This is a genomic window from uncultured Brevundimonas sp. (assembly GCF_963974615.1).
In the GTDB taxonomy this organism is placed as follows: Bacteria; Pseudomonadota; Alphaproteobacteria; order Caulobacterales; family Caulobacteraceae; genus Brevundimonas.
Genome location: NZ_CAXBDH010000018.1, coordinates 41,696 through 53,588, shown reverse-complemented (window position 1 = coordinate 53,588; position 11,893 = coordinate 41,696). Strand labels below are relative to the sequence as shown.

Genomic DNA, 11,893 nt, shown 5'->3' with positions numbered 1-11,893 from the left:
GCCCTGGACCGCCACGCCAAACTGACATGGTTGCTTCTCCCGCAAGGGGAGAAGGGCTTTAATGGCGCATGGGTCACAGAAATCTCGTCATCCTGACCGGCGCCGGCATCTCGGCGGAGTCCGGCGTTCCCACCTTCCGCGCCGACGACGGTCTGTGGATGGGGCACCGGATCGAGGATGTGGCCACGCCCGAGGGGTTCGCGCGCGACCCGGCGACGGTGCAGGATTTCTACAACCAGCGCCGCCGCCAGCTGCCGACCGTACATCCCAACGCCGCCCATCAGGCCCTGGCCGAGCTGGCGGCGCGCTGGGACGGCGACATCCTGCTGGTGACCCAGAATGTCGACGACCTGCACGACCGCGCCCATGCCGCGACCCCGCCCGGGCCCGGCTTCGAGCTGATCCATATGCATGGTGAACTGCTGAAGGCCGCCTGCACCGCCACCGGCCGGGTCTGTGACTGGCCCGGCGATCTGGCCACGGACCAGCCCTCGCCCCACCATCCGGCGGGCCGACTGCGGCCGCATATCGTCTGGTTCGGCGAGATGCCGCTGCAGATGGACCGTATCGAGGCGGCGCTGGACCGCTGCGACCTGTTCGTCTCGATCGGCACCTCGGGTGCGGTGTTTCCGGCGGCAGGCTTTGTGCAGCTGGCCCGCCGGTCCGGGGCGCACACGGTGGAGCTCAACATTGAACCGACCCAGGGCGCGGGCCTGTTCGACGAGGGGCGGTATGGCCCCGCGACCGAGGTGGTGCCGGGGTTTTTCGGTGAACTGGCCTGATCCTCCCCTTCAGGGGGAGGTGGCGCGACGCGGAGCGTCGTGACGGAGGGGGTCTTTTCTCGCAACGATGCTGCGGCGTCAGCCCCCTCCACCGCTCCGCGGTCCCCCTCCCCCGTTGGGGGAGGATTTGGAAGCCGCCGCCAGCCTGGCCAGCACCCGGCCCCTCCCCTTCGACAGGGCGGTGATCACGCCGCGGAAGGTGGCGGCCTCCTGATCGGTGAAGGCGACGCGACCCGGCATGATGCCGGTTCTGCACCATCGATGGGCGCTTCTCGGGCGGGTGGAAGACGCCGCCGGCCCAAAAACCTGTTGCGTGCGCGACGCCTTGACTTCTATCTTAGGTGGTGAAACCGTAATGCCGATTACAACGTCATTGGAGTATCGGTTATGCGAATTTCCAGGATTCTTGTCGGCAGCGCCCTCGCTCTCGGCCTTACAGCCGCCGCGGCACCGCCCCCCCCGTCCGCACCGGTCCAATCGCGCACGTTTTTTATAGCCGGCACCTACAACTGGTACGAGAGCGATGCTCACATAAGGCTGGTCGGGTATCAGATCATCGAATGCGATGGCACAGTCCTGGGTCCGTACCCGGGTCCAGGTGGAACGTACGCGGAGATTACGCCGTATGAGGAATACATTCCCCTAACCTGCTGACCGCGACCCGGACCTGAGCCCGTTGTCATCCTCCGGAGGCGGCAGCCTGACCCGAGGATGACCACAACTATCTAGTCCTTCCCGGCCGCCTTCTTCGCCGCCAGCTTGGCCAGCACCCGGCCCCTCCCCTTCGACAGGGCGGTGATCACGCCGCGGAAGGTGGCGGCCTCCTGATCGGTGAAGGCGGCGCGACCCAGCATGACGCGCAGGTTCTGCACCATCGACGGGCGCTTCTCGGGCGGATGGAAGAAGCCGCCGGCGTCCAGTTCGCGCTCCAGATGCTCGTACATCCCCAGCAGGGTCTCGCCGGTGGCCGGGGGCTCGCCCTCGCGGAAGCGCGGCGGCGGGGCGTCGAGGATCAGGGTGCGCCACTCATAGGCGTTGATGGCCACCGCCTGGGCCAGATTCAAGGATTGATGACGCGGATCGATGGGGATGGTGACGATACCCTGGCACAGGGCGATGTCGCTGGTCTCCAGCCCGGCCCGCTCACCGCCGAACAACAGGCCGACGCCGAGGCCCGAGGCCCGGTCATCGTAGAGCACCCGGGCCGTTTCACGCGGCGTGCGCACCGGCTGGCGCGTGCCGCGCGACCGGGCCGTTGCGGCATAGACGGTGTTCAGATCGGCCACGGCCTCGGCGACGCTGTCGAACACCGTGATGCCGTCCAGCACCCAGTCAGCCCCCGAGGCCATGGCCCAGGCCCGTTCCTGCGGCCAGCCGTCGCGCGGCTGGACCAAACGCAGGTCGGTCAGGCCGAAATTGGCCATCACCCGCGCCACCGCACCGATGTTCTCGGCCATCTGCGACTTGTCGAGGATGACAACGGGGGGAAGCGGGTCAGACATGGAGCCTGACTAGCCCTTCCCCCATTTCGGGGGAAGGTGGCTCGCGAAGCGAGACGGATGGGGGCTATCTATTGCGAGCAGACCGCTGACTCATGTTGGCGAGGAAAGCGCCCCCATCCGAGCGGCTCCGCCGCCCACCTTCCCCCGAAATGGGGGAAGGACCCGAAGATCGTCGCGCTACCGGATCAGTCCTCGCCGATCATGGCCAGCCACGGATCGGCGGTGCCGGCCTCGACCTCAGCCACCTTGACCGCCGGCCAGCCGATCGACACCTCGGCCGAGGCGCGCCAGGCCAGCACGGTCAGGTCACGCAGCTCGGCCGCGCCCGCCGCCAGCCGCGCCGTGGCGAAGGTGCCGCCACGAGCGTCCGTCTCGACGAAGCCGCCGGCCTTCTCGAGCCGGTAGAAGGGGATGGTCTCGGCCAGCGAGGCCTTCAGATAGGCAGGCACCCGCAGGCGCAGGTCGAACCCGTCCAGTCGCGGCGCGGGCATGGCCGCCTCGACGGCGTCCAAGCGCACGGTGCGGCGCACGAAGGCCCCCTCAAAGCTGCCGTGCGTCTGCCGCGAATTGGTGAAGCCCTCGGGGTTCGGATAGGAGCCCCAGCCATTGTAGTGGATCGAGGTGTGCAGCGGCTGGCTGCCGTCGCCGACGTAGTGGGACAGATAGCCCATGTCGCGCAGGATCAGGGCCTCGCGGCGCAGTCGGTCCTCACGGTACCAGGCGCGTTTGCCCGGATCGCTCTCGCGCGCCTCGGCGGCGTTCAGCACCCGCCAGGTGGCGAAGTCACGCACCAGCTGCTGATAGCCGTCCATGATCGCATAGGGCAGGTAGCCGGCGTCATCGACGTCGATCCCCGCTGCCGCAAGAGCGGCGTCATATTCGGACTTCAGCACCGGCAGGGCGTCGATCGACAGGCCCTGACCGTTCAGCACATGGCCGTCGTCATCCATGTCGATGAAATGGGCCGTGTCGCGTTCGCGGTCATGCGGCTGGCCGCCGCCCTTGGTGCGGTCCGGTTCGCGCGACAGTTCTCCGACCTCGGCCGCGGCCCCCGGCGTGCGCAGAAAGGCCGGCAGTTCATCCGGCAGGGCGCGCACGGCGGCCATGCCGACCATGCGGTGGCCGGTATTGCCCCAGGCCGAGACCACGGCCGGTACCCCCAGGGCGGCGGCTCCCAGGGTCAGGGCGGACAGGGCGAGGGCGATACGCTTCATCGGACAGCTCCGGGTCATGACGACTGCGGTCGGGGTAAATCCGCACCGCCACCGCGTCCAGCGGATTATTACCCGGCTTGACCTCGGACGGCCACGCGGGTGACAGGTCGATGGTTATACCGGAGGTTACCATGTTCAGACGCAGCGCCGTCGCCGCCATCGCCGCCCTGGCGCTGTTCGCCGCCCCGGTCCGGGCCCAGACTGCCCCGGTCGTCGTCGATCCGGCCTGGGTCGCGGCCCATGAGGCCTTCCTCGCCGGGGATGTCCTGCGCGGCCGCGGCAGCGCCACCCATGACGAGGCCGTAGCCGCCGCCTATGTCGCCGCCCAGTTCCAGGGCTTCGGCCTGCAGCCTGCGCCGGGCATGGACGGCTATACCCAGACCGCCCCCGTGATCCGCACCACGCCGTCGGGTACGGCCAGCCTCAGCATCGGCGGTATCACCCTGTCGCAGATGGACGGGCTGGGCCTGCTGTCGGGGGCCGGAACGGCGCTGCGCGGCCGGGTCGAGGTGGTCACCGGCAACGATCCCGCCGCCCTCCCGGCCGCCGAAATCGTGATGATCGCCCCGCCGGAAGGCCCTGCGGTCGGGGCCTGGATCAATACCGCCTTTCGTCGGGGCAACCGGCTGGTGATCCTGCGCGAGACGGCGGCCCTGCGGGAGGCTGTAGCCCGGTCTTCCCCGAACCGGCCCGGCCTGACCCTGGCCGGGACCGCGCCCCGGTCGTCCCCGGTCCTCGTCGTCGTCCCCGCCATGACCTGGGACCGGATGGCGTTGATGCCCGGCACCGGCGCGGTCTGGGAACCCGGTCCGGCCCATGTCGAGGAGACGGTGACCACCAATGCCGTCGGCTGGCTGCCCGGCACCGACCCCGATGCCGGCGTTATCCTGATCAGCGCCCACCTCGACCATCTGGGCGTCCGTCCCGACGGGGTCATCATGCACGGGGCCAATGACGACGCCTCGGGCGTCACCGCCGTGCTGGAACTGGCCCGGGCCCTGTCGAACGGTGAGCCGCACCGGCGCGGCATCCTGTTCGTCGCCTATGGCAGCGAGGAGGTCGGCGGCCTCGGCTCGCACTGGTTCGGCGACCATCCGCCCGTGCCCCTGACCGACATCGTCGCCAATCTGGAGATCGAGATGATCGGGGCCCAGGATCCACAGATGCCCGACGGGGTGATGATGATGACCGGTTTCGACCGCTCGGACTTCGGTTCCACCCTGCAGGCCCGCGGGGCCCTGATCGCCCCGGACCTCTATCCGGAACAGAATTTCTTCGAACGGTCCGACAACTACCAGCTGGCCCTGCAGGGCGTGGTCGCCCACACGATTTCGGGCTGGGCCGTAACCCCGACCTATCATTCGGCCGAAGACGACATCGCCCACCTCGACATCCCGTTCATGACCCGCGCCATCCAGTCACTGGTCGAACCACTGCGCTGGCTGGCCTCCAGCGACTTCACCCCGGCCTGGACCCCGGGCGGACAGCCGCAACCCCGCTAGGTCGTCAGATCCAGGCGGCGATGGCGTCCAGCGGCTTCTTGTCCAGAGCGGCGACCGGCACGGTGGCGTCGGCGGCCGGATGACCCGCCACCAGCAGCAGGAAGGGCTTGTCTCCCGCCGGTCGGCCGCAGATCTCGGCCAGAAAGCTCATCGGGGCCGGCGTATGGGTCAGGGTCGCCAGCCCGGCCTCGTGCAGGGCCGCGATCAGCAGGCCGGTGGCGATGCCGACGCTCTCGGTGACATAGTAGTTCTTCCGATCATCGCCCGGCTTCGGCCCGCCGCGCTTCTGACCGAAAATGGCGATCAGCACCGGGGCCACCTCGAGGAATCCCTTGTCCGGATCGGTGCCCAGCGGGGCCAGGGCGTCCAGCCATTCCTGAGGGGCCTTCGAGGCATAGAATTCCTGTTCCTCGCTCTCGGCCGCCGCGCGGATGCGGGCCCGGGCCTCGGGACTGTCGATGACACTGAAGAACCACGGCTGGTGATTGGCCCCCGACGGCGCGGAACCGGCCGTCAGCAGGGCCTGTTCAACCACGGCGCGGGGCACCGGCCGATCGGAAAAGTCGCGGACCGTGCGCCGCGTCGCCATAAGGCTGCGGAAGGCCGAGACCCGCGCCAGACCGGTGGCGTCATCGATCGTCGCATAGCCGCTCAGGGGGACACAGGGGTGGTCACGCATCGATCAGGCTCCGGTCGGGTTCGGGACCCGGTCTAGCCGATGCCGGGCGTCGCCTCCACCCGGGCGATCCGATGACAACAGGGGGTGGATCGGGACGATTGTGGACAGACCGGCCTGCGGGGCGGGCGTGTCTGTATTTCGCCACATTTACGGCCAAAAACCCGTCCGCCGGCGCACCTCGACCGGAGTCTCCCCGAGTCGGCTCATGCCGGAAGCTGCCGCTGCCCTTGCCCTGATGCTGGCGCTGATGTTCCCCGTCGCGGGCGAACCGGCCCCCTATGCCTCAGTGGTGGCCGCGGATGCGGCGGCAGCGGAAACGGCATCCAACGTCGAGCTGAACGCCGAACAGGCCGAACTGATGGCCGGGGACCCGGACTGGCGGGCCTCGGCGCGGCTTTATCATGCAGGCGGTGGCGGGGCGACGGGCAACGACTCCCTCGGCTGCCGTCCGATCCCGATGCGTACCGTGGCCGTTGATCCCCGCGTCATCCCGCGTCGCACCCGGCTGTTCATCCGCGAAACCGTAGGCCTGCGCCTCGCCGACGGCACCCGGCACGACGGCTACTGGTACGCCTCCGACACCGGCGGCGCGATCAAGGGCAACAAGGTCGACCTGTATACCGGCACCGGCCGCGCCTCGATGCGACCGGCGATGAGCCTGAACATGCAGACCCTGTCGATCGCCGAAGCCGGCCGTTTCGACGGCTGCCCCCCGGCCTGGAACAACGCCTCAAACTAGAATTTGCGCCGGCCGCTGACGGTTTCGAAGAACAATCGCCAGTCACCCATCAGGCTCCACAGCGGATACTGGAAGGTGGCCGGGCGGTTCTTTTCGAAGAAGAAATGGCCGACCCAGGCAAAGCCGTAGCCGACCAGCGGCATGGCCAGCAGCCACCAGGCATTGGCCGTCACGATCGCCGTGATGAACACCGCAATGACCAGCGCCGTGCCGACCACATGGATGCGACGGCAGGTACGGTTCGAGTGCTCGTGGATGTAGTACGGATAGAAAGTCGAAAACGTCTGGAAGCGTCCGCCCGCCGGCTGTTGCGTGCTCATCGGCGAATGATGCCTCTCCGCCAGTCCTGAGGCAAGCGACCGGGCCCGTCACAACAGGGCTCAACGGTGCCTCACCCCCTGGACCGCCTCGGCGAGGTCAGGGGCCGCCAGATCTCCGGCCGAGACATCGGTGATGGCCTGTAGCAGGGACGCGGGGGTAATCGGCTTCGACAGATGAGCATCGGCACCGGCCAGCCGACCGGCCCGCACCTGTTCCGGCATGGCGTTGGCGGTCAGCATGATGATCGGCGTACGTGGGCCGTCGGTGCGCGCCTCGGTGGCCCGGATTTCAGCCACGGCCGTCATCCCGTCCATCACCGGCATCTGCATGTCCATCAGGATCAGGTCATAGGCACCGACGGCGTGGGCCTGCACAGCCTCAAGACCGTTCACGACCGAGGTCACCTCGATTCCAACATCCCGGAGAATGATCTCGACGACGCGGAGGTTGGTGGGATGGTCGTCGGCGACCAGCAGCCGCATCGCTGACATCATCGTGCCCGACGGGGCGTTCACGCACTCGGGCCCGGGGGCCTCGGCGACCGGCAGGGGCGCCTCGAACCAGAAGACCGAACCGATGCCGGGCGTGCTGTCGCAGTCCAGGGTTCCCCCCATCACCTTGGCCAGATGTTTCGAAATCGCCAGCCCCAGGCCACTGCCACCGAAGCGACGCGTGATCGAGCCGTCGGCCTGCTGGAACCGGTCAAACAGACGGGCCTTGAGCGCCGGCTCGAAGCCCTCCCCCGTATCCGAAACCTCGAAGCGTAGCCGGCCTTCGGTCCCGACCTTCAGCGCCAGCCTCACCTCGCCCGAGGTCGTGAATTTCACCGCATTAGACACCAGGTTGATGATCACCTGCCGGACGCGGACCGCGTCGCCGACATAGGTCCGGTCGGCCACAGGATCGATCTCGATCGTGATCGGCAGACCCTTTTCGTCTGCCCTGGGTCGGCACATGGCAACGACGTTGCGGACCAGGTCGCCCGCATGAAAGGGAGCCGCCTCGATCTCCAGCTGACCGGCCTCAACCTTGGCCAGGTCGAGAATGTCGGACAGCAGCCGCTCCAGCATCTCGCCGGAAGCGCAGATCATGCGCGCCGCCTCCTGCTCGCGCGGCCGCAGGTCGGCCTCGTTCAGCACATGGGCCATGGCCAGAACGCCGTTCAGGGGGGTGCGGATCTCGTGGCTCATATTGGCCAGAAACTCCGACTTGGCGACACTGGCCACCTCCGCCTCATGCTGTTTGTCGACCAGCACCCGGTGCGAACGCCAGGCGTTCAGACAGGAGCTGACGGCAAAGGCCACGACCAGGATCATCGACCAGATCAGGCCCAGCTCATTGGTGAAATCGGGCAGGGTGAATGGCAGCACCAGCAGCATCACGGACGGCGGCAGGCCGGTCACCGCCATATGGGCCAGCGACCGGTGGCAGCTGCGCACGACATACAGCAGCACGCCGGTGATCAGGGCCACCGCCACCACCTGGCTGTGCGCGCCCGGTGCCCACCACCACAGCCAGCCGATCGTCACCCAGGCGCAGGTCGACATGCAGGAGGCAAACAGGCGGAGAACGCGGAAGAATACCGGGTGTCGCGCCTGACGTTCCGGATCGGTGGCGACCCACAGGGTCGAATCGCCGATCAGATACATCGTTGCCCAGACCAGTAGCGAGGCCAGTGGAATTGCCGTCAATCCGGTCAGGAATACCAGTACGCTGATGACGATCCGGGGCGCGGCCTGACGTCGGGTTTCAACCGCCGTCCGGTCGAACGCCTCGTCGAGACCCAGTACTGAAAGGTTCATTGCAATCCTCGGCTGCTTTCCTAATGCACGTCAGCGATGAAGCCATGATTAAGGCCACCGGCATCCCGGATGGCCCGACAAACGGGAGGCGGTGCCTCAGACTCCCGTTCACCACCTTTGTACGCGCCTTGTTCAGCCTCTCCCGGGCACAGTCGGAACTAACGGAACGGGAGTCGCCCATGCAGTCGTTCGCCATCGCCGCCGGCGGTATCGCCGCCGCCACCGCCCGCTTTGACGCCAGCGCCCGCCGCACGGCGGCTGATCCGCTGGAAAATCTGGCCGAGGAAGTCGTCGACCGCCTCCAGTCCGAGGTCGCCCTCAAGGCCAATGTCGCGGTGCTGAAGACCGCCGACCAGATGACCGGCACCCTGCTCGACATGCTGGCCTGACGGCCGTCATCAGGGTAGCTCCGGCCTAATCCGCCAGAATTCGCGTGCATCCCGGATTGGGACCGATGCGCTCGACATAGGTCCGGCAAAGCTCCCGTGCGCCGGTCCGGTCGCCCTGACGATCCAGCAGCGCCGCCAGCCCGGACGTGCCGGCCGGGTGGAACGGGGTCGCGGCGAGCACCCGACGATACCAGGATTCGGCCGCATCCTGACGACCCGACGCTTCGTACCGGCGAGCAATCAGAATGCCGGTTTCGGGCTGCCAGAGCCGGACGCGCGGACCCTGCACCTGCCGCACCCGATCCATGGCCGCATAGGCACGCTCGAACCAGACGATGGATCCCGTCCGGTCACCCTGGATTTCCAGCAGATCGGCCCGGTTGATCATCGCCCCCCATGCGTTGGGATCGAGCGCGACCGCCCGGTCATAGGCTTTTCGCGCCGGTTCGAAATCCTGCTGGGCGGCGGCGACAAGGCCGAGAGACTGCTGCGCGAAGGCGTCATCGGGTTTCAATGCCACGGCCCGCTCGGCCAGCGACCGCGCCCGGTCCAGACGTTGTCGCGCCGCCGGCGTGCCGGTTCGGCCTGTGGCTATGGCCGCACCCAGTGTCGTACGGCTGAATTCGGTCTCACCCGGATCCCCCGGCCAGCGGATCACCGTCTGGACCAGGGTGTTGGACAACCCCGCCAGAGCCGATGACGCATCGGGATCGAGCGCGACGGCCCTTTCATACAGCGTCCGTGCCGCCTGGTTATCCGCCCGGCTGTACTGGAAATAGAAGTCGTGGGCCTGCTGGGTCAGTCGCACGGCCTCCGCACCGTCGGGCGACGCCCTGGACCCGGAGCTGAGCGCGAGGGACCCGATCCCGACCAGTGCGGCCACGACAAGTCCCGCTGCGATCATCGCCCAGCGCCCCGGCCGAAGGCCCTTCACCCGTCCGGCCGCAGGGCCCGTCCCCGAACGGACCGGCGCAACGGCGGCGACCAGCCGGTAGCCGCGCTTGGAAATGGTCTCGAGGTAAAGCGGTTGCCTCGCCTCATCGCCGAGCGCAGTCCTGAGCTTGGAGATGCATCGGGTCAATGTGTCCTCGCCGACCGTCACCCCGGGCCAGACACTCTCAAAAATCTGGTTCCGCCCGAACACCTGCCCCGGGCTCGAGGCCAGAAGGACCAGAACATCCATCATCTTCGGTTCGACCGACCGGATCTCCTGACCGCGAGACAGTCGCCCGGCAGCGGGATCGACCGTCCAGTCGCCGATGAGAAAGGGGTCGCGACCGGGCGCGTGGGCCCGCTCCGGCGGAATCGCGTCCGGGGGGGCTTCATCAGGAAAACAGGATATTTCCATCATTCCCTTATAGGCCTGTGCCGAACAGAAGATCATCATCTGGAACCCGTCGGCGACCGGTTCCGCGTTTTCGGGGGAGCGATGATGCTGAAATTCCTGACGGGCCTGCTGGTGGCCACACTGTCTCTGGCCGTTGCCGGCGTCGCCGGGGCCGCGCCCCAGTCCAACGGACCGCCGCCCGCGACCGACACGATCGGGGCCGCCGTGATCCGGGCCGATTTCGAGGCCCTGTATAGGGACCTCCGTCAGGCGCACTACGATCTGTATGTCCACACACCCCAGGCGGACTATGACCACCTGTATCAGCAGACCCTGGCGTCATTTGACCGTCCCCTGACCCTGTTCGAGATCCGCACCCGCTTTCAGAGATTTGTCGCGGCGGGTCATGTGGCCCACGCCAGTATCGCCTTCCCCGGTGAGGATTTCGGGGCCTACCGTCAGGGGGGCGGCACGGCGATCCCGCTCACCGTCGCCATCGATGACGGGCACATGTACATCGAGGCCAATCAGTCGGGGGTTGCCGGGCTCGATCCCGGCGACGAGATCATGAGCCTGAACGGCACCCCGGCGTCGGACTGGCTGACCCGCCTCGGGCGCAACATCTCTGCCGACACTGACTATCTGAATCAGGCTCTGGTCGAGCTGATGTTCCGGCAACTGCTGTGGCTTGAGGCCGACTCGCCCGGTCGATTCCAGCTCACACTGTCCAAGCCGGACGGACGCCGTGTGGACGTCGAAATCCCGGCCCTGACGCTTGCCGAAACCCGGGCCTTCGCCGATGCCAACCCGGGCACAGGCACCCTGTCCCTGGATCATTCCGGTCGCATCGCGCGCCTGATGGACGGTGGCGTCGCCTATCTGCGGCCGGGCCCCTTCTACAACGCCACGCCCGGCGAAGACTCCTTCGACGCCACGACGTTTCACGCCTTCATCGATGAGGCGTTCGCGACCTTCATCGCCGCAGGAGCCGGCGACCTGCTGATCGATCTCCGGCAAAACCCGGGCGGCTACGACAGTTTCAGCAATGCCATGATCGCCTGGTTCGCCGACGAACCCTTCCATTTCGCCTCCGACCTGCGGATCAGGGTCAGCCCCCAGGCGGTGGCCGAGAATGCCGCGCGTGTCGAGGCCGGAGCCGGCGCGGGCGACGACACATCGCTGCGACTGGCCGCCGCCTATGCCGGGGCACGACCCGGCGACATCATTCATTATGACGTACCCCTGATCGAGCCGCGACCGACGGGCCGGTACACCGGGCGGGTCTGGGTGCTGGTCGACCGCTATTCATTCTCCAATGCCGTCAATGTCGCCGCCGTCGTCCAGGACTACGGCTTCGGCCGGGTGCTGGGCGAACCGACCGCCGATCTGGCGACGACCTACGGGGCCATGGAGCATTTCACCCTGCCCCGCACCGGCATCACGGTGGGCTTCCCCAAGGCCCACATCATCCGTCCCAACGGCACCCTCGAGGCGGCCGGCGTGACACCGGACATCCTGATCCCGACACCGCGCATCGAGGGAAGTGACGACCCGGTCCTGATCGCCGCGCTGAAGGCCATTGCCGACAGCCCCTGATCCGGATGTCTGCGGTTCGCACCCGGTCGTGTCGGTGCTA

11 protein-coding genes and 1 pseudogene are annotated in these 11,893 nt (G+C 67.6%); 5 read left to right on the top strand and 7 right to left on the bottom strand.

The genetic code is table 11. The features are described from left to right. Positions 1–68: 68 nt before the first annotated feature. On the top strand, positions 69–782 hold the full coding sequence (locus tag AAC050_RS12630) for an NAD-dependent deacylase (protein ID WP_339915443.1): 714 nt from the start codon (positions 69–71) through the stop codon (positions 780–782). Between the two features lie 78 nt (positions 783–860). Here AAC050_RS12630 and AAC050_RS12625 read toward each other — a convergent pair. From AAC050_RS12625 to AAC050_RS12615, 3 genes and pseudogenes are all read right to left on the bottom strand, one after another. Further along, positions 861–1,074: pseudogene (locus AAC050_RS12625) on the bottom strand (RNA methyltransferase); the annotation flags it as partial. A gap of 433 nt (positions 1,075–1,507) precedes the next feature. Further along, entirely contained in the window at positions 1,508–2,284 is a 777-nt protein-coding gene (locus AAC050_RS12620) for an RNA methyltransferase (protein ID WP_339915442.1), read from the bottom strand. A 185-nt stretch (positions 2,285–2,469) separates the two neighbouring features. After that, complete coding sequence (locus AAC050_RS12615; RefSeq protein ID WP_339915441.1) at positions 2,470–3,498, bottom strand: S1/P1 Nuclease; 1,029 nt, start codon at positions 3,496–3,498, stop codon at positions 2,470–2,472. 131 nt (positions 3,499–3,629) lie between these two features. On the opposite strand from AAC050_RS12615, the gene AAC050_RS12610 reads away from it, so the two are divergent. Continuing rightward, complete coding sequence (locus AAC050_RS12610; RefSeq protein WP_339915440.1) at positions 3,630–5,000, top strand: M28 family peptidase; 1,371 nt, start codon at positions 3,630–3,632, stop codon at positions 4,998–5,000. A gap of 4 nt (positions 5,001–5,004) precedes the next feature. Here the strand turns inward: AAC050_RS12610 and AAC050_RS12605 are convergent, their stop codons facing one another. Next, on the bottom strand, positions 5,005–5,679 hold the full coding sequence (locus AAC050_RS12605) for a nitroreductase family protein (protein ID WP_339915439.1): 675 nt from the start codon (positions 5,677–5,679) through the stop codon (positions 5,005–5,007). Between the two features lie 205 nt (positions 5,680–5,884). Here AAC050_RS12605 and AAC050_RS12600 point away from each other — a divergent pair, with 205 nt between their 5' ends. Beyond that, positions 5,885–6,418 carry a 3D domain-containing protein gene (locus AAC050_RS12600; protein WP_339915438.1) on the top strand — a complete coding sequence of 178 codons (534 nt, stop codon included), beginning with the start codon at positions 5,885–5,887 and terminating at the stop codon, positions 6,416–6,418. On the opposite strand, the gene AAC050_RS12595 is transcribed toward AAC050_RS12600, so the two are convergent. Together AAC050_RS12595 and AAC050_RS12590 are read right to left on the bottom strand one after the other, a co-directional pair. Then, positions 6,415–6,738 carry an Mpo1-like protein gene (locus tag AAC050_RS12595; protein WP_339915437.1) on the bottom strand — a complete coding sequence of 108 codons (324 nt, stop codon included), beginning with the start codon at positions 6,736–6,738 and terminating at the stop codon, positions 6,415–6,417. The genes AAC050_RS12600 and AAC050_RS12595 overlap by 4 nt on opposite strands. Positions 6,739–6,798: 60 nt before the next feature. Continuing rightward, positions 6,799–8,541: an ATP-binding protein gene (locus AAC050_RS12590; RefSeq protein WP_339915436.1), complete on the bottom strand. Its 1,743-nt coding sequence runs from the start codon at positions 8,539–8,541 to the stop codon at positions 6,799–6,801. Positions 8,542–8,720: 179 nt separating this feature from the next. Here AAC050_RS12590 and AAC050_RS12585 point away from each other — a divergent pair, with 179 nt between their 5' ends. Continuing rightward, the gene (locus AAC050_RS12585) at positions 8,721–8,930 is read left to right on the top strand and encodes a flagellar hook protein FlgE (RefSeq protein ID WP_339915435.1); all 210 of its coding nucleotides are present in this window, start codon (positions 8,721–8,723) and stop codon (positions 8,928–8,930) included. A 25-nt stretch (positions 8,931–8,955) separates the two neighbouring features. On the opposite strand, the gene AAC050_RS12580 is transcribed toward AAC050_RS12585, so the two are convergent. After that, complete coding sequence (locus AAC050_RS12580; RefSeq protein ID WP_339915434.1) at positions 8,956–10,278, bottom strand: tetratricopeptide repeat protein; 1,323 nt, start codon at positions 10,276–10,278, stop codon at positions 8,956–8,958. Between the two features lie 84 nt (positions 10,279–10,362). Between AAC050_RS12580 and AAC050_RS12575 the strand changes: the two genes are divergently transcribed. Then, complete coding sequence (locus AAC050_RS12575; protein ID WP_339915433.1) at positions 10,363–11,853, top strand: S41 family peptidase; 1,491 nt, start codon at positions 10,363–10,365, stop codon at positions 11,851–11,853. The last annotated feature ends 40 nt before the right edge of the window (positions 11,854–11,893 follow it).

Bases quoted from the DNA above. Each gene is read 5' to 3' on its own strand.
- AAC050_RS12630 (WP_339915443.1), top strand. From the start codon at position 69: ATGGGTCACAGAAATCTCGTCATCCTGACCGGCGCCGGCATCTCGGCG.
- AAC050_RS12620 (WP_339915442.1), bottom strand. From the start codon at position 2,284: ATGTCTGACCCGCTTCCCCCCGTTGTCATCCTCGACAAGTCGCAGATG.
- AAC050_RS12615 (WP_339915441.1), bottom strand. From the start codon at position 3,498: ATGAAGCGTATCGCCCTCGCCCTGTCCGCCCTGACCCTGGGAGCCGCC.
- AAC050_RS12610 (WP_339915440.1), top strand. From the start codon at position 3,630: ATGTTCAGACGCAGCGCCGTCGCCGCCATCGCCGCCCTGGCGCTGTTC.
- AAC050_RS12605 (WP_339915439.1), bottom strand. From the start codon at position 5,679: ATGCGTGACCACCCCTGTGTCCCCCTGAGCGGCTATGCGACGATCGAT.
- AAC050_RS12600 (WP_339915438.1), top strand. From the start codon at position 5,885: ATGCCGGAAGCTGCCGCTGCCCTTGCCCTGATGCTGGCGCTGATGTTC.
- AAC050_RS12595 (WP_339915437.1), bottom strand. From the start codon at position 6,738: ATGAGCACGCAACAGCCGGCGGGCGGACGCTTCCAGACGTTTTCGACT.
- AAC050_RS12590 (WP_339915436.1), bottom strand. From the start codon at position 8,541: ATGAACCTTTCAGTACTGGGTCTCGACGAGGCGTTCGACCGGACGGCG.
- AAC050_RS12585 (WP_339915435.1), top strand. From the start codon at position 8,721: ATGCAGTCGTTCGCCATCGCCGCCGGCGGTATCGCCGCCGCCACCGCC.
- AAC050_RS12580 (WP_339915434.1), bottom strand. From the start codon at position 10,278: ATGGAAATATCCTGTTTTCCTGATGAAGCCCCCCCGGACGCGATTCCG.
- AAC050_RS12575 (WP_339915433.1), top strand. From the start codon at position 10,363: ATGCTGAAATTCCTGACGGGCCTGCTGGTGGCCACACTGTCTCTGGCC.